Source organism: Pseudomonas sp. FSL R10-0056, assembly GCF_009600105.1.
GTDB classification, from domain to species: Bacteria; Pseudomonadota; Gammaproteobacteria; order Pseudomonadales; family Pseudomonadaceae; genus Aquipseudomonas; species Aquipseudomonas bubulae.
The window spans coordinates 28,486-49,033 of sequence record NZ_WIWL01000111.1 but is presented as its reverse complement, the minus strand read 5'-3'; the positions used below and the strand labels follow the sequence as shown (position 1 = coordinate 49,033).

The 20,548-nt window shown below is 56.0% G+C and carries 18 protein-coding genes; 5 read left to right on the top strand and 13 right to left on the bottom strand.

All coding sequences use genetic code 11. The features are described 5' to 3' along the window. Positions 1–5: 5 nt before the first annotated feature. The 3 genes from GHO42_RS05340 (at position 6) to GHO42_RS05330 (ending at position 3,633) form a co-directional block, all read left to right on the top strand. Positions 6–548, top strand: a complete 543-nt coding sequence (locus GHO42_RS05340) for a permease (RefSeq protein WP_095031799.1) — start codon at positions 6–8, stop codon at positions 546–548. Further along, positions 545–1,984, top strand: a complete 1,440-nt coding sequence (locus tag GHO42_RS05335; RefSeq protein WP_153327386.1) for an FAD-binding oxidoreductase — start codon at positions 545–547, stop codon at positions 1,982–1,984. The genes GHO42_RS05340 and GHO42_RS05335 overlap by 4 nt, the downstream gene beginning before the upstream one ends. A 71-nt stretch (positions 1,985–2,055) precedes the next feature. Next, positions 2,056–3,633: an aldehyde dehydrogenase (NADP(+)) gene (locus tag GHO42_RS05330; protein ID WP_153327389.1), complete on the top strand. Its 1,578-nt coding sequence runs from the start codon at positions 2,056–2,058 to the stop codon at positions 3,631–3,633. Positions 3,634–3,698: 65 nt separating this feature from the next. On the opposite strand, the gene GHO42_RS05325 is transcribed toward GHO42_RS05330, so the two are convergent. Beyond that, on the bottom strand, positions 3,699–4,991 hold the full coding sequence (locus tag GHO42_RS05325) for a carbohydrate porin (protein ID WP_153327391.1): 1,293 nt from the start codon (positions 4,989–4,991) through the stop codon (positions 3,699–3,701). A gap of 689 nt (positions 4,992–5,680) precedes the next feature. Between GHO42_RS05325 and GHO42_RS05320 the strand changes: the two genes are divergently transcribed. After that, a complete protein-coding gene (locus GHO42_RS05320; protein ID WP_153327404.1) occupies positions 5,681–8,119 on the top strand; it encodes a membrane-bound PQQ-dependent dehydrogenase, glucose/quinate/shikimate family in 2,439 nt (812 codons plus the stop codon). A 132-nt stretch (positions 8,120–8,251) separates the two neighbouring features. Here the strand turns inward: GHO42_RS05320 and GHO42_RS05315 are convergent, their stop codons facing one another. Further along, complete coding sequence (locus tag GHO42_RS05315) at positions 8,252–8,776, bottom strand: single-stranded DNA-binding protein (protein ID WP_016779190.1); 525 nt, start codon at positions 8,774–8,776, stop codon at positions 8,252–8,254. Between the two features lie 9 nt (positions 8,777–8,785). After that, a complete protein-coding gene (locus GHO42_RS05310) occupies positions 8,786–10,177 on the bottom strand; it encodes an MFS transporter (protein ID WP_095019084.1) in 1,392 nt (463 codons plus the stop codon). Positions 10,178–10,375: 198 nt separating this feature from the next. Between GHO42_RS05310 and uvrA the strand changes: the two genes are divergently transcribed. Beyond that, the gene (gene uvrA / locus GHO42_RS05305; protein WP_094999498.1) at positions 10,376–13,210 is read left to right on the top strand and encodes an excinuclease ABC subunit UvrA; all 2,835 of its coding nucleotides are present in this window, start codon (positions 10,376–10,378) and stop codon (positions 13,208–13,210) included. 181 nt (positions 13,211–13,391) lie between these two features. Here the strand turns inward: uvrA and bfr are convergent, their stop codons facing one another. The 10 genes from bfr to rplO all read right to left on the bottom strand — a co-directional run bounded on the left by bfr (position 13,392) and on the right by rplO (position 20,546). Further along, positions 13,392–13,856, bottom strand: a complete 465-nt coding sequence (gene bfr / locus GHO42_RS05300) for a bacterioferritin (RefSeq protein ID WP_016779187.1) — start codon at positions 13,854–13,856, stop codon at positions 13,392–13,394. Positions 13,857–14,011: 155 nt separating this feature from the next. Next, entirely contained in the window at positions 14,012–15,460 is a 1,449-nt protein-coding gene (locus GHO42_RS05295) for a catalase (RefSeq protein ID WP_095025007.1), read from the bottom strand. 173 nt (positions 15,461–15,633) lie between these two features. Next, a complete protein-coding gene (gene rplQ, locus GHO42_RS05290) occupies positions 15,634–16,020 on the bottom strand; it encodes a 50S ribosomal protein L17 (protein WP_016779185.1) in 387 nt (128 codons plus the stop codon). 42 nt (positions 16,021–16,062) lie between these two features. Further along, on the bottom strand, positions 16,063–17,064 hold the full coding sequence (gene rpoA, locus GHO42_RS05285) for a DNA-directed RNA polymerase subunit alpha (RefSeq protein WP_003176403.1): 1,002 nt from the start codon (positions 17,062–17,064) through the stop codon (positions 16,063–16,065). Between the two features lie 22 nt (positions 17,065–17,086). Beyond that, a complete protein-coding gene (gene rpsD / locus GHO42_RS05280; protein ID WP_003444359.1) occupies positions 17,087–17,707 on the bottom strand; it encodes a 30S ribosomal protein S4 in 621 nt (206 codons plus the stop codon). A 17-nt stretch (positions 17,708–17,724) separates the two neighbouring features. Beyond that, on the bottom strand, positions 17,725–18,114 hold the full coding sequence (gene rpsK / locus GHO42_RS05275) for a 30S ribosomal protein S11 (protein ID WP_007924177.1): 390 nt from the start codon (positions 18,112–18,114) through the stop codon (positions 17,725–17,727). 30 nt (positions 18,115–18,144) lie between these two features. Continuing rightward, entirely contained in the window at positions 18,145–18,501 is a 357-nt protein-coding gene (gene rpsM, locus GHO42_RS05270; RefSeq protein ID WP_016779184.1) for a 30S ribosomal protein S13, read from the bottom strand. A gap of 129 nt (positions 18,502–18,630) precedes the next feature. Next, positions 18,631–18,747 carry a 50S ribosomal protein L36 gene (rpmJ, locus tag GHO42_RS05265; protein WP_002555468.1) on the bottom strand — a complete coding sequence of 39 codons (117 nt, stop codon included), beginning with the start codon at positions 18,745–18,747 and terminating at the stop codon, positions 18,631–18,633. Between the two features lie 32 nt (positions 18,748–18,779). Continuing rightward, positions 18,780–20,108 (bottom strand): preprotein translocase subunit SecY, encoded by a 1,329-nt coding sequence (secY, locus tag GHO42_RS05260; protein ID WP_003444361.1) that lies wholly within the window; start codon positions 20,106–20,108, stop codon positions 18,780–18,782. After that, entirely contained in the window at positions 20,109–20,546 is a 438-nt protein-coding gene (rplO, locus tag GHO42_RS05255; RefSeq protein WP_016779182.1) for a 50S ribosomal protein L15, read from the bottom strand. It lies immediately after the preceding gene. Positions 20,547–20,548: the final 2 nt, after the last annotated feature.

The following is a 20,548-nucleotide window of genomic DNA, read 5'->3' as shown; positions in this document are numbered from 1 at the left end:
CCCGCATGTCTATCAGCAAGCTAGGCCGTGCCTATTTGTCGAATGCCAGCGCATTCATTCCGGTCATCGTGTTCCTGTTGTATGGCCGTTTCGGCCCGGGTGAGGCAGGCGTACGCTGGGATACCGCGTATGTGCTCAGCGGTATTCTCAGCATTGCGCACCTGTTCTGGCTGTTCAATTACCGCCCTGGCCATTGGATCGCAATGGGCGTCGACCTGTACCTGATGATTGGCGCCCTGTTGGCCACGGTCTCTACCGCTGCGTTGCAAGTGTGGGGGCAGGAGCTGGGTGCTGCTCCGGTGCTGGCGTGCGTATTGGTGATTGGCATGGGTGCCACCCGGTTTTCTCCACTCGGCTTCATCGGCGAAACCAGCAGCGATCAGGCTTTGGTTCGAAAACTCTCTGTGATGCTGCTGATTGGCGCGGCCATCGCCGTCGCCGTGTCGTTGATTTTTCGCCATAACACGTTGCTGGGAGGCGTATTGCCGGTCGTCGCACTGGTGCTGGTACGCAGCCAGTTGCTCAAGCGCATGGCGGCGGCGCAATGAGCGACCTGGAACATACCGTGGACCGACAAGCCTCGGGCCTCGACGCGTTTCTGGCCGAAGTCGCCGAAGTTCTGGGGCAGGCGTCGCTGCTGACCGGGGCGGACTGTGCCCCCTATGAAATCGACGTTGCTCATTGCCGCGGCAAAGCGGCGGCGGTCGTCATCCCGTGCGATACCCACGCTGTCAGCGCGCTTATGCGCATCGCGGTGCGCCATCGCATACGGCTGGTCGCCCAAGGCAACCGCAGCGGATTGGTGGGCGGTGCCGTCACCGACAACTCCGGCAAGCAAGTGATCGTCTCACTTTCGCGCATGCGCCAAGTGCGCGAGATTGATCCCTTGAACCGCACGGTGATTGTCGAAGCCGGCACGCTCTTGTCAGCACTGAATCGCACACTGGAAAGCCATTCGCTGTATTTCCCTATTGATATCGGCAGCGACCCGGCCATAGGCGGATTAATCGGCGCCAATGCCGGCGGCAGCCGCTTGCTCAAGCATGGCGACGTGCGCCATAACCTGCTCGGTATCGAAGTGGTGCTGCCCGATGGCGACGGCACCGTGGTGCAACTCCTCGCACCGCTGCGCAAGAACAATACCGGGCTTGACCTCAAGCAGTTGTTTGTCGGCACCGGTGGCGCCTTCGGCATCATTACGGCGGCGACGCTTGAGCTCAAACGCATCGACCAGTCGACGCAAAGCGTGTTTGTGGCCTTGCCTGACCATGGGACAGCGCTTGAGGTGTTGCAGGCTTTCGAACTTCAATTTGGCGATCTGCTGTGCGCGTTCGAAGTGATCTCCGAGGCGGCGCTCGCCATTACGTTGCGCAACTTCCCCACGCTGCGCCACCCGTTCGGCCAATCGTCGGCAAGCTGCTACGCCCTGATTGAGATCGCCAGCAGCATGCCTGGCTTGCACAGCCTTTTTGCGCAACGAACCGAACAGGTGCTGGAAGCGCTGTATGAAAGCGGCCGAATTCTCGACGCCGCCTTTGGAAATACCAGCAGCTTTTGGCCACTGCGAGACAACCTGCCGCTGGCCATCGCCAAGGAAGGTATCCCACTGTCGTTCGACGTAGCGTTTTCGCGCTCACGCTTGGTCGCTTTCCGTGATCAGGCTGCACAGTGGTTACAGCGCGAACATCCGCTGCTACAGCTTTACGATTTCGGCCATTTTGCCGACGGCGGCTGCCATTTGATTGTGCTGGTGCCGCACGCCCACATCAGCCAGTACGGCATCGCCAAGGTCGTCGCTGTGCGTAGCGGCATCTATAAGCTGGTGACCGAAAACGGCGGCTGCTTCAGTGCAGAGCATGGCGTCGGGCCTGTGAATGCAGCTTATTACGGCAAGTACACGCCCCCAGAGGTGCAGGAAATCAGCAGGGCTATGCAGCTTTTAATGGATCCCCAAGCTGTGTTGGGCCGCTACCGCTACACATAGAACCAACCTCCTGCGCATTTCATTTCCAGGAAAAATCGGGCCTGACGATGGCACAGCAAACAATAGGACACATGATGATTACCGGCAAAATGCTCATCGGCCAGTCGGCAGTGCGTGGCGACAAAGGATTGCTGTCTGCAATCAACCCTGCCACCCATGAAACGCTGGGGCCTGACTTCGGCGTCGGCGGTATCGCTGACATTGAACAGGCCTGCACGTTGGCGCAGCAGGCCTGCGATCGCTACCGCGCGACCACGGCAGAACAGCGTGCCCAGTTTCTGGAAGCGATCGCCACGGGCATCCTGGCGTTGGGGGTCACGCTGATCGGGCGCGCGTCTCTCGAAACCGGATTGCCGGCAGCGCGCCTGATCATCGAACGGGGCCGCACCGTGAGCCAGTTGCGGCTCTTTGCCCAAGTGGTGCGCGACGGCCACTACCTCGGCGCCACCCTGGACAGCGCTTTGCCGACGCGCCTCCCTGCTCGCCCCGACCTGAGGCTGCACAAGATCGCGCTCGGCCCGGTGGCTGTATTTGGTGCAAGCAATTTTCCCCTGGCGTTTTCGGTTGCCGGCGGCGACAGCGCCGCTGCCCTGGCCGCTGGCTGCCCGATAGTGGTCAAGGCACACGAAGCTCACCTGGGTACGTCTGAACTGGTAGGCCAGGTGATTCAACAGGCCGCCGCTGCCCACAACTTGCCAGAGGGCGTGTTTTCCCTGCTCATTGGCGACAGTCATCCGTTCGGCCAGTCCCTGGTCAGCCATCCCGCGATCAAGGCAGTCGCCTTCACGGGTTCGCGACAAGGCGGTCTGGCGCTGATGCGTACCGCGGCGCAACGCAGCGAACCGATTCCGGTGTACGCCGAAATGAGCTGCATCAATCCCGTGTTCCTGTTGCCGCATGCGCTGTCGATGCGCGCCAGCGAAATCGGCCGTGGATTCGTTGAGGCTCTGACGATGAGTGCCGGCCAATTGTGTACAAATCCAGGCTTGGTGATTGCCCTGGAAGGTCAGCCACTGACCCAGTTTTGCAGCACGGCCCTGGACGCCCTGCACAAAAAGGCGGCAGCAACCATGCTGACGCCGGGGATTCATCATGCCTACCTCACTGGGATCGAGGAGACAGGCAACATCAGCGGTATTACAACGCTGGGCCAAGGGTGCCCTGCAGAAAAGCCAAGTGCCGCGCAGGCCACAGTGTTCGTAACCGATGCAGCCACCTTTCTCACAACAGAACGGCTTGGCGACGAAACATTCGGCCCCAGCTCGCTGATCGTCGCCTGCAAGAACGAAGATGAAATGCTGGCGGTGGCCGAGCACCTGTCAGGACAGCTGACGGCGACAATGCAATTGGATGACGCTGATCATGGGCTGGCCCGAAAGCTGCTGCCCATCCTTGAGCGCAAGGCGGGCCGCATCCTGGTGAACGGTTATCCGAACAACGTCGAGGTCTCTCACGCGATGGTGCATGGCGGCCCGTTCCCGGCCAGTTCGGACAGTCGAAGTAGCGCCGTCGGCGCCAGCGCCATCGACAGGTTCTTGCGGCCGGTGTGTTATCAGGACCTGCCTGCGGCCTTGATGCCTGAAGCGCTACAGGAGGGCAATCCGCTCGAACTGTGGCGCATGGTCAATGGGCAATGTGTGCTTGCCTGAGTCGCGGAGATCGCTTAATAGCCTGCGCTTTCAGGTTCGTAACGCACAAAGCGCCAGCCCGTCTGTTAAAAAGTCGCTTTGATCTGTAGTCCTACAGCCAATGCGTTTCCTCTTTTTTTACCGAAGAACGCGCCCGGTTCGATGTAGTACTGCATGTCCGGTCGCACCAGCAGCCAGGGCGTGACTTGCGCGCCATAGTTGAGTTCAAGCATCTGCTCGCCGTTGTCGAGGCTGGCGATCATGTCTGACTCCCCAAAATTGATTGCAGCCGCTTCTTGCTCATCGCGCGTGCGCGAATTGATCACGGCGCGGCCATAACCAAAGGCGATAGTATCTTTGGGGCGGTTTGCAAAGGGCTTCTGCTTGACCAGACCCACCGAATACCAACGACGCATCGGTGAAGTCGCAGCGTTACTGGTGGCCGCTTGCCCGAAAAGGCGCAATACGCTTTCAGGGTCTTGCTCGTCCTTCCAGATGGCCTGATCAAACAACACGTAAGCCCCGGTACGGTTACTGCTCTTTTCTGTGCTGCCAATTTTCTGGTAATTGGACGTGTCGTAATACCAACCGACTTTGTACTGACCATCCAGAAAGGCATGATTATTGAAAATCGCCTCCAGTGGCAAAATAGCCCCGGTGGTACCGTTGCTGGGCATGGAAAACGCTTCAGAAGGGCGTGCGTTGTGCTCCGGGTTGACTTGGAACACAGCGGTTTGCAGCGTTAGAGACGGGTTAACGTCGTAACGCAGTTCTCCCCCCCAGTGTGCCGTCGGATAGTTACCCCATCCACTGCCGCTGGACATGGTTAACGGGTGTGCACAAAAACCGGCGCTTACAAAGTTGGTCAGGATGGGCATCCCCCCAAATTCGGTGCCCATGACCATATATCCGACCTTGGCCGACAGGTCATTGGAAAACAGATTGCGTTGATAGCTGAACTCGGTCAGCCGGGTGTATTCACCCCCATAGTTTTCCTGAGCTGATAAGCGGTTACCGAGCAAATCTTCCGTGGCGCTGTGGCCACGACGGTCATTGATAATGATCTGCACCACCCCAGCATCCGGAGTGTCGAGTAACTTGCTCAGATCAAACTGCGCGCCAATGCGTATTTGTTGCGCATAGCGAGTGCCGCGTTTTATCCCGCCGTGCAGGTTCGAAATCGTCTCGGAGCTGTATTCACCCGTCAGCTTAATCCCCTTGTCGACCAGCTTCTGTCGCTCCCCTCCCCAATCGCCGGTGAGTGTTGAGCGACTCATCAAGTCCGTAGAATCCGCCAACGCTGAAGCAGGGGCCAACATACAGAACGACAAACCGCTGCACAGGCTGGTACTCAGCAGCGCGCGGAAAGAAAAAAACATTCGAAAGGTGCTCCGTTGAAAAAACGCAGATGATCAAGGCTGTTTAGCAAGTCGCCTTATGCTGCTTGCGTCAAGGTGTAAGGACTGGATTGGATTGGATAACGCCGCTTGACGTTAGTAGCAACGCTTAAGTGTAAGCATCAGCTTTTTTGGAATACATCCAACTCTGCAAGAAACATTGTTGGTGCGTTCGTAACAATTCGCCTGAATGCCAGCTCTTGAACTAACAGGCACGAACCTGAAGCGATGACTCAACAGATCTGCTCATCGTGCCTATGACTCATTGCTCGTTGGCCACCCAGCACCGATGACGTTCTGCACCTATTGAGTCGCTCACGACTACTTGATTGTTACTGTTTCATCAATATTGTTTTCCAATGCGCTGGATTTATCCGAGACATCATCCGATTAAAATTAGCCTGCTAGCGCAAACAAAGTCACAAAATCCAACCCTATAGAGCACTGATGCTCCGCTCCAGGTTTCGTAGAACCTTCAGTCCTTTGTGTGCAACTGCGCGTTCAGCATCCGACTCACCGGGTAACGACCTGGTTTTTCAGCGCTTTAACGCTTGATTGACGAGGTGCCAGAGGATTTACGCCCAACCAATTACGTCCGAATCGATCATTCGGCCGGGCTGTTCGCACCGACGACGAACAGTTTTGTATTCACCCATAGAGCATTCATGAAAATGACGGATGACCATCAATCACCCAATAAAAGACGGGCAATCAGCTCGCTCGCGAGAATAATATTTTCCCTCTTCGTTTTTGCTGTTGCAGTGACATTGATATACGGCGGGGTCATGTTATTGGCCCTGGACGGCTCAAGTTATTATCTAATAGCCGGGTTGGCTTATTTGCTACTCGCCCCGTTATTGTTATGGCGTAAACGTTTCAGCATTATATTTTCGGCACTTATTTTCCTTGCTACATGCGTCTGGGCATTTTATGAGGTAGGTCAGTTCAGTTATTGGGAACTGCTGCCACGCCTTGTCGTTCCAGCCATTATCCTGACACTTAGTTTGTGGGTGGGCGCGACGTTCCCGGGTACATCCCTGACGACTCGGCGCATGGCTAACCGGTTTGGCTTTGCGGTGTTTGCCGCGTTGATCGCCACCTTTATTGCTGCGTTTTACCCTCACGGTGCGATCTCAAATCCTGTGGTCGCGTCGAAGGCATCCGAGCCGAAGGAACCTACTGCCGATACGCCTGAAAATTGGGAATACTATGGTCGCAGCGCATCGGGTACCCGGTTTGCGCCTTACACGCAGATCACCCCAGAAAACGTCAAGGACCTACAGGTCGCCTGGACATACAGAACAGGGCGCAGAACGACCGGGGCTGGTGCAGGCGTAGACGAAAACACGCCGTTGCAGATTGGCAACGTGCTGTATTCATGCACACCGGAGAATCTGATCACCGCACTGGATGGTGATACTGGGACTCCTCTCTGGAAGTTCGACCCTAAAGCCAAAACCGAAGAACACGTCACCTGCCGCGGCGTGGGTTATTACGACATAGATAAAGACGACAGCCTGAGTGCTGAGGTCAAGGCTTCGCACGACAACGACCAACAATGCCGTCAGCGCATTCTGGTGTCCTCTGTAGATGCCCGTCTGTTTGCACTTGACGCGCACACCGGCGCCCTGTGTTCGAGCTTTGGTGAGAACGGTTACGTCGATCTCAAGAAAGGCATGGGCCCGACCGAGAAGAGCAAACGCTATCACCCAACCTCTCTGCCGGTTGTGATGGGTCATCTGACCGTAGTCGGCGGCTGGGTGCGTGACATTGTAGCGGGCGAGCCTTCAGGGGCCGTGCGTGCATTTGACGTGCTGACCGGTGATTTGGTCTGGGCATGGGACATAGGCGCACCTGAGGGTAAGGACGCTACTGCCGACGATCACCAGTTCACGCTGGAAACGCCTAACGTATGGACTATTCCTACTTACGATAAAGAGTTGAACCTGGTCTACCTGCCAACAGGCAATGGCCCACCGGACTACTGGGGCGGTGATCGCAACGCGGCCAAGGAAAAATATGGCTCGGCGGTTGTAGCTGTGGATGCATCGACCGGTAAAGCCAAGTGGGTTTACCAGATCGTTCACCACGATGTGTGGGATTACGACCTGCCTTCTCAGCCAGTTATGTATGACTGGAAGAGCGCTGACGGCGAGAAAACGCCGGTTTTGATCCAGACCAGCAAAACAGGCAATATTTTTGTTCTGGACCGTCGTACAGGCAAACCTGTTACCGAAGTTGAAGAACGTCCGGTTCCAACCTCACCTGCTGCTGAAGGCGAGCACCTGTCACCGACTCAACCGTTTTCGGTCGGAATGCCAACTATTGGTGTTGAGCCACTGACTGAGAAGTCCATGTGGGGCGTGACGACTTTCGATCAACTGTACTGCCGGATCATGTTCAAGGACTCCGTTTACGTGGGCCCGTTTACACCTCCGTCCGAGAAACCGTACATCGAATGGCCAGGCTTGTTGGGCGGTATGAACTGGGGGGGCATCTCCATCGACGAAAATACAGGCATGATGTTTGTTAACGACATGCGTGTGCCCCTGCGGATGTCGCTGGTGACGAAGGAAGACACCAGCAAGTTCAAAGTATCGACTGACGAAGTGCCCGGTTTCATGGGAACCATTCGCCCACAAGTCGCCGGTATCTATGGCGGCGTGAGAATCGACATTCTGCAATCGCCACTGGGCGTGCCGTGCAATACACCCCCGTTCGGCAGCATGAGTGCGATTGATCTCAATACTCAGAAACTGGTGTGGCAAGTGCCTATGGGCACCGTCCAGGATACCGGCCCTATGGGAATTAAAACCCACATGCCGATACCGCTGGGCATGCCAACACTGGGTGGTCCAACCTCAACAGCCTCGGGCCTGGTGTTCTTTGCCGGGACTCAAGACTACTACCTGCGTGCGCTCGACTCGGCAACCGGTAAAGAAGTGTGGAAAGCACGCTTGCCTGTCGGCGCAGTGGCCGCACCGCTGATCTACAAATCACCGGTTACCGGGAAACAATACGTGGTGATCTCCGCAGGGGGCATGAGCCACTCCCCTGACGTAGGTGACTACATCATTGCGTATGCATTACCGGACAGTGCTGAAAAATAAACGGCTGGTTGCGTTTATGTAAAAAATAATCCCCGTTTACGGGGATTATTTTTGAGGCAAACAAAAAGCCCCGAGAGCAGAACTCTCGGGGCTTTTTAGGTAACGCTGAAGCTGTTAAGCCCAAGGCAAGACCTAGAACGGAATATCGTCATCAAAGCTGTCGAAATCCGGAGCTGGCTGCGGGGCCTGCTGTTGCGGCGCAGGGCGCGACTGTTGCTGTTGCTGCGGTGCAGGGCGTTGAGCCTGCTGACGCGGAGCCGACTGTTGTTGCTGGTAGTTGTTGCCACCACCCTGGTTTTGCTGGTCGCCCTGTGGACGGCCACCCAGCAGTTGCATGGTGCCTTGCATGTCGACCACGATTTCGGTGGTGTAACGCTTGATACCGTCTTTTTCCCACTCACGGGTTTGCAGCTTGCCTTCGATGTACACCTGCGAACCCTTGCGCAGGTATTCGCCGGCGATTTCGGCCACTTTGCCGAACATCGATACACGGTGCCATTCAGTCTTCTCGACTTTCTGACCGGTTTGCTTGTCAGTCCATTGTTCGCTGGTTGCCAGACTCAGGTTGGTCACGGCATTACCGTTAGGCAAGTAGCGAACTTCGGGATCCTGGCCGCATGTGCCGACCAATATAACTTTGTTAACCCCACGGGCCATAACGTTCTCCTAGGCTTCGCACGTCGGCGCTGGGTTAACCAACTGCTCGAGTGTCGCGCGATCCAATAGTTCGGTGTCCAATTTGATATAAATCGCAGCCTCTTCAGCCACGATCACTGCATCTGTAACGCCATTGACTGCCTTTAGACGCTCAGCCAGACCTGCTTCGCGCAACGCCTCGGGCGATAACGGCAGGCGCAGGCTTGTTACATACGGTGGTTCACGCATGGTAACAGCAAAGGCCAACCAGAGTGCAGCCAGACCTGCGCCTCCCAGGAACACAACCGACAGACCGCCATGCTGAAACAGCCAGCCGCCGAGTATGCCGCCCAGTGCCGATCCGAGGAACTGGCTGGTGGAGTAAACCCCCATCGCCGTGCCCTTGCCGCCTGCGGGTGAAACTTTGCTGATCAGCGAAGGCAATGAAGCCTCCAACAGGTTAAACGCAGTGAAAAACACCACAGTGCCAATCACCAGCGTTCGTAAACTGTCGCCGAACTTCCAGAAGAATAGCTCAGTGAGCATCAACGTCACGACGGCGCCGAGCAAAACTCGTTTCATTTTGCGTTTCTTTTCGCCGTAGATGATGAACGGGATCATGGCGAAGAATGAAATCAGCAAGGCCGTCAGATACACCCACCAATGTTGTTCCTTGGGCAGGCCGGCCTTCTCGACCAGCGCCAGCGGCAGTGCGATAAAGCTCGACATCAACATGGCGTGCAGCACAAAAATGCCAAGGTCCAGGCGCAACAGGTCGGGATGGCGCAAGGTCGGCAGCAAGGCCTGCTTCGCCACTCCGGACTCACGATGCTGCAAGGTACCGGTGGAACGCGGCACCATAAACATCACAATCACGATCCCGCACAGCGCCATTGCCCCCGTCGCCAGAAACAGCCCGGACAACCCGAAAGCGCGAGTCAGGAGCGGCCCCACCACCATGGCCACGGCAAATGACAAGCCGATGGTCATGCCGATCATGGCCATGGCCTTGGTGCGATGCTGTTCACGGGTAAGGTCTGACAACAGCGCCATGACGGCTGCAGAAATCGCCCCCGCACCTTGCAGGATGCGTCCCGCAATGACGCCCCAGATCGAATCGGAATTGGCCGCCAGCACACTGCCCAGCGCGAAGACAATCAAGCCCAGGTAAATGACCGGGCGCCGTCCAATACGATCGGAAATAACACCAAAGGGGATCTGGAAAATGGCCTGGGTCAGGCCATAAGCGCCAATCGCCAGACCAATCAGGGCGGGCGTTGCACCGGCAAGGTCCATTCCATAGGTTGCCAGAACCGGCAACACCATAAACATGCCCAGCATACGGAAGGCGAACACAAGGGCCAGACCGCTTGCTGCCCGGGTCTCGCCGCTACTCATGCGTTCGCTGTGGGGATCGTGCATGGAAAAACCTCATGTGAACCGGCGGCGATTCTATCAGTCCCATCGTCTAACAGCACATACACGAGAGAGACGCGACGCTTTGTCACGCAAAAGTTATAAAGGCTGCTTGAATGACAGTGTGCCATCAAGGGCCTGCACAGCTTTCGCACAGATCCGTATACTCATTCGTTTACGTTATGCCCGCCAAGCGAGGCCGCAGTGGACAAGATCCTGATACGTGGGGCACGAACCCACAACCTGAAGAACATCGACCTGACCCTGCCAAGGGACAAACTGATCGTTATCACCGGACTGTCTGGCTCCGGCAAATCATCCCTCGCGTTTGACACGCTGTATGCCGAAGGCCAGCGCCGTTATGTCGAGTCGTTGTCAGCCTATGCGCGGCAGTTCCTGTCGATGATGGAAAAGCCTGACGTCGATACCATCGAGGGTCTGTCGCCGGCGATTTCCATCGAGCAAAAATCGACCTCGCACAACCCGCGCTCCACGGTCGGCACCATCACCGAAATCTACGACTACCTGCGCCTGCTGTATGCCCGCGTAGGTATCCCGCGCTGCCCGGATCACGACATTCCTCTGGAAGCCCAGACCGTCAGCCAAATGGTCGACCTGGTACTGGCCCAGCCCGAAGGCAGCAAGCTGATGCTGCTGGCGCCGGTGATCCGCGAGCGTAAGGGCGAACACCTTTCAGTATTTGAAGAACTGCGCGCCCAGGGTTTTGTTCGCGCCCGGGTCAACGGCAAGCTTTGCGAGCTGGACGAACTGCCCAAGCTCGACAAACAGAAAAAGCACAGCATTGATGTGGTGGTTGACCGCTTTAAAGTGCGTGCCGATCTGCAGCAGCGCCTGGCCGAGTCTTTCGAGACAGCGCTGAAACTGGCTGATGGCATTGCCCTGGTTGCGCCGATGGACGATGAGCCGGGCGAAGAAATAATCTTCTCCGCGCGCTTCGCCTGCCCGATTTGCGGCCATGCGATCAGCGAGCTGGAACCCAAGCTGTTTTCCTTCAACAACCCGGCAGGTGCATGCCCGACCTGCGATGGTCTGGGGGTCAAGCAGTTCTTCGATATCAAGCGCCTGGTCAATGGCGAGCTGACGCTGGCCGAAGGCGCGATCCGCGGTTGGGACAGGCGCAACGTTTATTACTTCCAGATGCTCGGGGCGTTGGCCAAGCATTACGACTTCAGCCTTGAAGTGCCGTTCAGCGAGCTGCCGGCCGACAAGCAAAAGGTGATCCTGTATGGCAGCGGCACGCAAAACGTGGATTTCCGCTATCTGAATGATCGTGGCGATATCGTCAAGCGTGCTCACCCGTTCGAAGGCATCGTGCCAAACCTGGAACGCCGTTATCGCGAAACCGAGTCGGCCACCGTGCGCGAAGAACTGGCCAAGTTCCTCAGCACCCAGTCCTGCCCGGATTGCCGGGGTACCCGACTGCGTCGCGAAGCCCGTCATGTATGGGTCGGCGAAAAAACCCTGCCCGCGGTCACCAGCATGCCTATCGGTGATGCAACCGAATACTTCAGCACGCTGAGCCTGAGCGGACGCCGTGGCGAAATCGCTGACAAAATCCTTAAGGAAATTCGCGAGCGCCTGCAGTTCCTGGTGAATGTGGGGCTGGACTATCTGTCGCTGGACCGTAGTGCCGATACCCTGTCAGGCGGTGAAGCCCAGCGTATTCGTCTGGCCAGTCAGATTGGTGCAGGCCTGGTTGGCGTGCTGTATATCCTCGACGAGCCCTCCATCGGCCTGCATCAGCGCGATAACGATCGCCTGCTGGGCACCCTCAAGCATCTGCGTGATATCGGTAACACCGTGATTGTGGTGGAGCACGACGAAGACGCCATCCGCCTGGCGGACTATGTGGTGGATATCGGCCCTGGTGCTGGCGTGCATGGCGGTCATATTGTTGCTGAAGGTACACCGGCCGAGGTGATGGCTCACCCTGACTCACTGACAGGCAAATACCTGTCGGGGCGTGTGAAGATTGCCGTACCCGCCAAGCGCACACCGCGCAACAAGAAGCTGACACTGTCGCTCAAGGGTGCTCGCGGCAATAACTTGCGCAATGTTGACCTGGAGATACCGATCGGTCTTTTGACCTGTGTGACCGGGGTTTCCGGTTCGGGCAAGTCGACCCTGATCAACAACACACTCTACCCGCTCAGCGCCACGGCACTGAATGGCGCGACCACGCTGGAAGCGGCGGCGCACGACAGCATCAAGGGGCTTGAGCATCTGGACAAGGTCGTCGATATCGACCAAAGCCCGATTGGCCGTACGCCGCGCTCCAACCCTGCGACCTACACCGGGTTGTTTACGCCAATCCGCGAGTTGTTCTCGGGTGTGCCCGAGTCGCGCTCGCGCGGTTACGGCCCGGGGCGTTTCTCTTTCAACGTAAAGGGCGGACGCTGCGAGGCCTGTCAGGGTGATGGCCTGATCAAGGTAGAAATGCACTTTCTGCCGGACATCTATGTGCCTTGCGATGTGTGCAAAAGCAAGCGTTACAACCGTGAAACCCTTGAGATCAAATACAAGGGCAAGAGCATCCACGAAGTGCTGGAAATGACCATCGAAGAAGCGCGAGTGTTCTTCGATGCCGTGCCTGCACTGGCGCGTAAGCTGCAAACGCTGATGGATGTAGGCTTGTCCTATATCAAGCTAGGACAATCCGCCACCACGCTGTCAGGCGGTGAGGCGCAACGGGTCAAGTTGTCCCGTGAGCTGTCCAAGCGCGATACAGGCAAGACCTTGTATATCCTCGATGAGCCTACTACCGGTTTGCACTTTGCTGACATCCAGCAGTTGCTGGATGTGCTGCATCGTCTTCGCGACCATGGCAACACCGTGGTAGTGATCGAACACAACCTGGACGTGATCAAGACCGCTGACTGGCTGGTGGATCTCGGCCCTGAGGGGGGTTCCAAGGGCGGGCAGATCATTGCTACCGGTACACCGGAAGAAGTAGCCGAGATGAAGCAATCACACACGGGCTTCTACCTGAAGCCACTGTTGATTCGCGACAAGGCTTAAAGCGCGGTACGAAAAAGCCCCTGCCATCGTGAGATGGCAGGGGCTTTTTACTGAGCGCAAATCAAGCTCTTGTGGGAACGGGCTTGCTCGCGATGGTAACGCCGCGACACACAAGCCAGACCGTGTTGCCTGCATCGCGGGCAAGCCACGCTCCCACCAAAAGCATCTCAGCTTCCCTGGATCAGAACTGCGATTGCAGGTAGTTCTGCAAGCCGATCGACTTGATCAGGCCCAGCTGTTTTTCCAGCCAGTAGGTGTGGTCTTCTTCGGTGTCTGCCAGCTGAACACGCAACATGTCACGGCTCACGTAGTCCTTGTGCAGTTCGCACAGGGCGATGCCTTTGCACAGCGCGGCACGGACTTTATATTCCAGGCGCAGGTCGGCAGCGAACATCTCAGGCACCGTAGTGCCCACATCCAGGTCGTCAGGGCGCATGCGCGGCGTACCCTCGAGCATCAGAATCCGGCGCATCAACGCATCAGCGTGTTGTGCCTCTTCCTCCATCTCGTGGTTGATACGCTCGTAAAGCTTGGTGAAACCCCAATCCTCGTACATACGGGAATGGACGAAATATTGGTCACGCGCAGCCAACTCGCCGGTCAGCAACGTATTGAGATAATCGATTACATCCGGGTGGCCTTGCATTGCCTTACATCTCCCTGCTTGAAAGGCTGTAGTTTGAACCAAGCCGACTGAGAGGTCACGGCTAAATCGCAATAAAAACCCTGTTTTTCAGAGAAAACAGGGTTAAATAACGCAAAAACCGCCCAATTGAGGGCGGTTCTGCTTCTCACTTAGAGTTAGTTACGCTGTACACCCAACGCCTTGGCAACACCATCACCATAAGCCTGATCAGCATTGTAGAAATGCTGCAGCTGACGCTCGACGACATCCCCCGTCACACCCTCCATAGCCCCTGCAATATTGTTGATCAGCAGGGCTTTCTGCTCGTCGTTCATCAGTCGGAACAGGGCACCGGCGTGGCTGTAGTAATCGCTGTCTACACGATGATCGTAACGATCAGCTGCACCACTGAGGGCCAATGGCGGCTCAGCATATTGCGGTGCTTGTTTTGGCGCGTCGCCATAGCTGTTCGGCTCATAGTTCGGTGCAGCACCACCATTGTTGCCGAAGGCCATAGAGCCATCACGCTGATAGTTATGCACAGGTACCCGTGGTGAGTTGATCGGCAGGTGCTGGTGGTTAGTGCCTACACGGTAGCGATGGGCATCGGCATACGCGAACACACGGCCTTGCAGCATGCGGTCAGGCGACAGGCCCACACCCGGGATCATATTGCTTGGCCCGAACGCAGCCTGCTCCACTTCGGCAAAGTAGTTCAGCGGGTTGCGGTTCAGCTCCAGCTCACCGATTTCAATCAGCGGGAACTCTTTCTGCGACCAGGTCTTGGTCACGTCAAACGGGTTCTCATAGTGGGCTGCAGCCTGAGCTTCAGTCATGACCTGCATGCATACGCGCCATTTCGGAAAGTCACCGCGTTCGATGGCGGCAAACAAGTCACGCTGTGCGTAATCCGGGTCGGTACCGGCAAGGCGCGCAGCCTCTGCAGGCGGCAGGTTCTTGATGCCCTGCTTGGTTTTGTAATGCCATTTGACCCAGTGACGCTCACCCGCAGCATTGATCAGGCTGTACGTGTGGCTGCCAAAGCCATGCATATGGCGGTAACCATCTGGAATGCCGCGATCGGAAAACAGGATGGTGACCTGGTGCAGCGACTCAGGGGAGTGCGACCAGAAGTCCCACATCATCTGTGCGCTTTTCAGGTTGCTTTGCGGGAGGCGTTTTTGTGTGTGGATAAAGTCGGGAAATTTAAGCGGGTCACGGATGAAAAACACCGGGGTGTTATTACCGACGATGTCCCAGTTACCTTCCTCGGTGTAGAACTTGAGGGCAAAGCCACGTGGATCACGCTCGGTATCAGCCGAGCCGCGCTCGCCACCTACCGTTGAGAAGCGCAGAAAAGTGGGGGTTTGCTTGCCGATGGTGTCAAACAGCTTGGCACTGCTGTACTGAGCCATGTCACGGGTCAGGGTGAAAGTGCCATGGGCGCCTGAACCCTTGGCGTGTACGCGACGCTCAGGAATGTTTTCACGGTTGAAGTGCGCGAGCTTTTCGATCAGATGAAAATCGTCAAGCAGCAATGGGCCACGAGGACCGGCAGAACGAGAATTCTGGTTATCCGCAACTGGAGCGCCGCTGGCGGTTGTAAGCGTTTTGGTCTGGCTCATATGTTTGCTTCCTCAGTCAGTCTTTGTACTGCCGGCTAATCGGCTGACGAGGAGTATTGACCATGAATTACACATGGGCAAATGCATTAAATGATCAGAATCAATAGATAATCATAATCGAACGCGCACAAAAAACCGGGCACTAGGCCCGGTTCTTTGTAGAGACTGACGTCTTACTCAGCGGATACAGCTTCACCGCCAACTGGACGATCAACCAACTCGACGTACGCCATAGGCGCGTTGTCGCCAGCGCGGAAACCGCACTTGAGGATGCGCAGGTAGCCACCCTCACGAGTTGCATAACGCTTGCCCAGATCGTTGAACAGCTTACCAACCATGGCTTTCGAACGAGTACGGTCGAAGGCCAGACGGCGGTTAGCAACAGAATCAATCTTGGCCAGAGTAATCAGCGGCTCAGCAACGCGACGCAATTCTTTGGCTTTCGGCAGAGTCGTTTTGATCAGCTCGTGCTCGAACAACGACACTGCCATGTTTTGAAACATAGCCTTGCGGTGCGAGCTAGTGCGGCTCAGGTGACGACCACTTTTACGATGACGCATGGTTCATTCCTTACCAAACACAACGTTCGGTGATTACGACGATCAGGCAGTCGCCTTGTCGTCCTTCTTAAGACTTGCAGGCGGCCAGTTGTCGAGGCGCATGCCGAGGGACAGACCACGGGAGGCCAGAACGTCCTTGATTTCAGTCAAGGATTTCTTGCCCAGGTTCGGAGTCTTCAACAGTTCTACTTCGGTGCGCTGAATCAGGTCACCGATGTAGTAAATGTTCTCCGCCTTAAGGCAGTTGGCCGAACGCACGGTCAGTTCCAGATCGTCAACAGGACGAAGCAGGATCGGATCGATCTCGTCTTCCTGCTCGATTACCACTGGCTCGCTGTCACCTTTGAGGTCGACGAATGCAGCCAACTGCTGTTGCAGGATGGTTGCAGCACGACGAATGGCCTCTTCAGGATCCAGTGTACCGTTGGTTTCCAGATCAATAACCAGCTTGTCCAGGTTGGTGCGCTGCTCGACACGGGCGTTTTCCACCACGTATGCGATACGGCGAACCGGGCTGAACGAAGAATCCAGCTGCAAGCGACCAATGCTGCGGCTTTCGTCTTCATCGCTCTGACGCGAGTCTGCTGGTTCATAACCACGACCACGAGCTACGGTGAGCTTCATGTTCAAGGCGCCGTTAGACGCCAGGTTGGCGATTACGTGATCGGGATTAACGATCTCGACATCATGATCCAGCTGAATATCGGCAGCGGTAACCACCCCCGAACCCTTCTTCGACAAGGTCAGCGTAACTTCGTCACGGCCGTGCAGCTTGATAGCCAGACCTTTAAGGTTCAACAGGATTTCAATTACGTCTTCCTGTACACCTTCGATGGCGCTGTACTCGTGGAGCACACCGTCAATCTCGGCCTCGACTACTGCACAGCCTGGCATTGAGGACAACAGGATGCGGCGCAGCGCGTTGCCCAGGGTGTGGCCAAAACCACGCTCGAGAGGCTCGAGAGTGATTTTAGCGCGGGTTGGACTGACAACTTGCACATCAATATGGCGAGGTGTCAGGAACTCATTTACCGAAATCTGCATGGATGCACCTATTTTCTAGCCCTTACTTGGAGTAGAGCTCGACAATCAGGCTTTCGTTGATGTCGGCGGACAGATCACTGCGAGCAGGAACGTTCTTGAAAACGCCCGACTTCTTCTCAGTGTCTACTTCTACCCATTCTACGCGGCCACGTTGGGCACACAGATCGAGAGCTTGGACAATGCGAAGCTGGTTCTTTGCTTTCTCGCGGATAGCGACCACGTCACCAGCACGAACCTGGTAGGACGGAACGTTTACGGTCTGACCGTTAACGCTGATCGACTTGTGCGATACCAACTGACGAGATTCGGCACGAGTAGAACCGAAACCCATACGGTATACGACGTTATCCAGGCGGCATTCGAGCAGTTGCAGCAGGTTTTCACCGGTTGCACCTTTTTTGCCAGCAGCTTGTTTGTAGTAGCCGCTGAACTGACGCTCGAGAACGCCGTAGATACGACGGACCTTCTGCTTTTCACGCAGTTGGGTACCGTAGTCGGATTGGCGACCGCGGCGTTGGCCGTGGATGCCTGGAGCAGCTTCAATATTGCACTTCGATTCGATAGCGCGCACACCACTCTTCAGGAAGAGATCAGTGCCTTCACGACGTGCCAGTTTGCATTTTGGACCAATGTAACGAGCCATTCTTTACAGTCTCCTGATTACACGCGGCGCTTCTTCGGCGGACGGCACCCGTTGTGCGGGATTGGCGTCACGTCGGTGATGCTGGCGATCTTATAGCCACAGCCGTTCAAAGCACGGACAGCGGACTCACGACCTGGACCTGGGCCCTTGACGTTAACGTCAAGGTTTTTCAGGCCATATTCCAGCGCAGCTTGACCAGCACGTTCAGCAGCTACTTGAGCAGCGAACGGGGTGGACTTGCGTGAACCGCGGAAACCCGAACCACCAGAGGTAGCCCAAGAAAGCGCGTTACCCTGACGATCCGTGATGGTCACGATGGTGTTGTTGAAAGACGCGTGGATGTGGGCGATGCCATCAACCACTGTCTTTTTAATTTTTTTACGAGGACGAGCAGCAGGTTTTGCCATGACTAAATTCCTGTCGATTCGCTGGTGCGATTACTTGCGGATCGGCTTACGCGGACCTTTGCGAGTACGCGCGTTGGTCTTGGTACGCTGACCGCGCACTGGAAGACCACGACGATGGCGCAGACCGCGGTAGCAGCCCAGGTCCATCAAGCGTTTGATTTTCATGTTGACTTCACGACGCAGGTCACCTTCAGTGGTGAACTTCGCCACTTCGCCACGCAGCAACTCAATCTGCTCGTCGCTCAGATCCTTGATCTTAGCGGCTGGGTTTACACCAGCATCCGCACAGATTTTCTGTGAGGTAGTGCGACCAACACCATAGATGTAGGTCAGCGAGATAACAGTGTGCTTGTTATCTGGAATGTTAACGCCTGCAATACGGGCCATTCAGTGGGACTCCAATTGACAGCTACCTACGCCCCGGAAGCCAAGAAATAGGGCGCGAGATAATATCGCTGTAATAACAAATAATCAACCCAGCAGCGCACTAGCTGCTGGGCTTCAAACAGATCACACTCAGCCTTGGCGCTGTTTGTGACGTGGTTCCGCGCTGCAAATTACCCGAACAACACCTTCGCGGCGAATAATCTTGCAGTTACGGCACAGCTTTTTCACCGATGCACGAACTTTCATCACCAACTCCTCTCACCTTACGGGGTAGTACTTCAGCGGAGCATGCCGCTGCCGTAGCCCTTCAGGTTGGCTTTCTTCATCAGGGATTCGTACTGGTGCGAAACGAGGTGCGATTGTACTTGGGACATGAAGTCCATAACAACCACAACAACGATCAGCAACGAGGTCCCGCCAAGGTAGAACGGAACGTTTGCCGCAACCACCAGGAACTGGGGCAACAGGCACACGGCCGTCATATAAAGAGCACCGAACAGAGTCAAACGAGTCAAAACGCCATCAATATAGCGTGCCGACTGCTCACCTGGACGGATACCCGGAATAAAGGCACCGGACTTCTTCAGGTTTTCCGCTACGTCTTTCGGATTGAACATCAACGCCGTATAGAAGAAGCAGAAGAAAATAATCCCTGCACTAAACAGCAGAATATTCAACGGCTGACCAGGAGCGATCGACTGCGAGATGTCCTGCAACCAGCCCATACCTTCAGACTGACCGAACCAGGCACCCAGCGAAGCCGGGAACAGCAAAATGCTGCTCGCAAAAATAGCCGGGATAACACCGGCCATATTCACTTTCAGCGGTAGGTGGCTAGTCTGCGCAGCAAACACCTTGCGGCCCTGCTGACGCTTGGCGTAGTGAACAGCAATACGACGCTGGCCACGCTCAATGAACACCACAAAACCGATAATCGCTACTGCCAGCAAACCGATAGCAACCAGAGCGAAGATATTGATATCGCCCTGACGTGCAGACTCGAAAGACTGCCCGATTGCTCTCGGAAGACCGGCGACGATACCCGAAAAAATCAACATCGAGATACCGTTGCCAACACCACGCTCAGTAATCTGCTCACCCAGCCACATCATGAACATTGCACCCGCCACAAACGTGGTTACTGCAACGAAATGGAAGCCCAGGTCACCAGTGAACGCTACGCCTTGCCCTGCCAGACCAATGGACATGCCAATAGCCTGGACAAGAGCAAGAGCGACAGTGAGGTAGCGGGTGTACTGGCTAATCTTGCGACGGCCAGCTTCACCTTCCTTCTTCAACTGCTCCAGTTGCGGGCTGACAGCGGACATAAGCTGCATGATGATCGATGCCGAAATGTACGGCATGATCCCCAGCGCAAAAATACTCATCCGCTCCAGCGCGCCGCCGGAAAACATGTTGAACAAGCTAAGTATGGTCCCCTCATTCTGTCGAAACAGGTCCGCCAGCCGGTCCGGGTTGATACCTGGAACTGGGATGTGTGCGCCTATCCGGTAGACGATAATCGCCAGGAATAGAAAACGCAGTCGAGCCCAGAGCTCGGATAACCCGCCTTTGCTGAGCGCTGAGAGAGCACCTTGCTTAGCCATTTATTCCTCGAACTTGCCGCCAGCTGCTTCGATAGCCGAACGCGCACCTTTGGTGGCGCCGATTCCCTTGCCGATTGTGACAGCGCGAGTCACTTCACCGGACAGCATGATTTTCACACGCAGTACGTTGACGTTGATCACGTTGGCATCTTTCAGGGTCTGCACAGTTACGATGTCGCCTTCCACTTTAGCCAGCTCGGACAAACGCACTTCTGCGCGATCCATGGCTTTCAGGGATACGAAACCGAACTTAGGCAGACGGCGATGCAGCGGCTGTTGACCGCCTTCAAAGCCTGGAGCAATGGTGCCACCGGAGCGGGAGGTCTGACCTTTGTGACCACGGCCACCAGTCTTACCCAAACCACTACCGATACCACGGCCCGGACGATGCTTTTCGCGACGGGAACCCGGCGCTGGACTCAGATCATTGAGTTTCATCG

Bases quoted from the DNA above. Each gene is read 5' to 3' on its own strand.
- GHO42_RS05340 (WP_095031799.1), top strand. From the start codon at position 6: ATGTCTATCAGCAAGCTAGGCCGTGCCTATTTGTCGAATGCCAGCGCA.
- GHO42_RS05335 (WP_153327386.1), top strand. From the start codon at position 545: ATGAGCGACCTGGAACATACCGTGGACCGACAAGCCTCGGGCCTCGAC.
- GHO42_RS05330 (WP_153327389.1), top strand. From the start codon at position 2,056: ATGATGATTACCGGCAAAATGCTCATCGGCCAGTCGGCAGTGCGTGGC.
- GHO42_RS05325 (WP_153327391.1), bottom strand. From the start codon at position 4,991: ATGTTTTTTTCTTTCCGCGCGCTGCTGAGTACCAGCCTGTGCAGCGGT.
- GHO42_RS05320 (WP_153327404.1), top strand. From the start codon at position 5,681: ATGACGGATGACCATCAATCACCCAATAAAAGACGGGCAATCAGCTCG.
- GHO42_RS05315 (WP_016779190.1), bottom strand. From the start codon at position 8,776: ATGGCCCGTGGGGTTAACAAAGTTATATTGGTCGGCACATGCGGCCAG.
- GHO42_RS05310 (WP_095019084.1), bottom strand. From the start codon at position 10,177: ATGCACGATCCCCACAGCGAACGCATGAGTAGCGGCGAGACCCGGGCA.
- bfr (WP_016779187.1), bottom strand. From the start codon at position 13,856: ATGCAAGGCCACCCGGATGTAATCGATTATCTCAATACGTTGCTGACC.
- GHO42_RS05295 (WP_095025007.1), bottom strand. From the start codon at position 15,460: ATGAGCCAGACCAAAACGCTTACAACCGCCAGCGGCGCTCCAGTTGCG.
- rplQ (WP_016779185.1), bottom strand. From the start codon at position 16,020: ATGCGTCATCGTAAAAGTGGTCGTCACCTGAGCCGCACTAGCTCGCAC.
- rpoA (WP_003176403.1), bottom strand. From the start codon at position 17,064: ATGCAGATTTCGGTAAATGAGTTCCTGACACCTCGCCATATTGATGTG.
- rpsD (WP_003444359.1), bottom strand. From the start codon at position 17,707: ATGGCTCGTTACATTGGTCCAAAATGCAAACTGGCACGTCGTGAAGGC.
- rpsK (WP_007924177.1), bottom strand. From the start codon at position 18,114: ATGGCAAAACCTGCTGCTCGTCCTCGTAAAAAAATTAAAAAGACAGTG.
- rpsM (WP_016779184.1), bottom strand. From the start codon at position 18,501: ATGGCCCGTATTGCAGGCGTTAACATTCCAGATAACAAGCACACTGTT.
- rpmJ (WP_002555468.1), bottom strand. From the start codon at position 18,747: ATGAAAGTTCGTGCATCGGTGAAAAAGCTGTGCCGTAACTGCAAGATT.
- secY (WP_003444361.1), bottom strand. From the start codon at position 20,108: ATGGCTAAGCAAGGTGCTCTCTCAGCGCTCAGCAAAGGCGGGTTATCC.
- rplO (WP_016779182.1), bottom strand. From the start codon at position 20,546: ATGAAACTCAATGATCTGAGTCCAGCGCCGGGTTCCCGTCGCGAAAAG.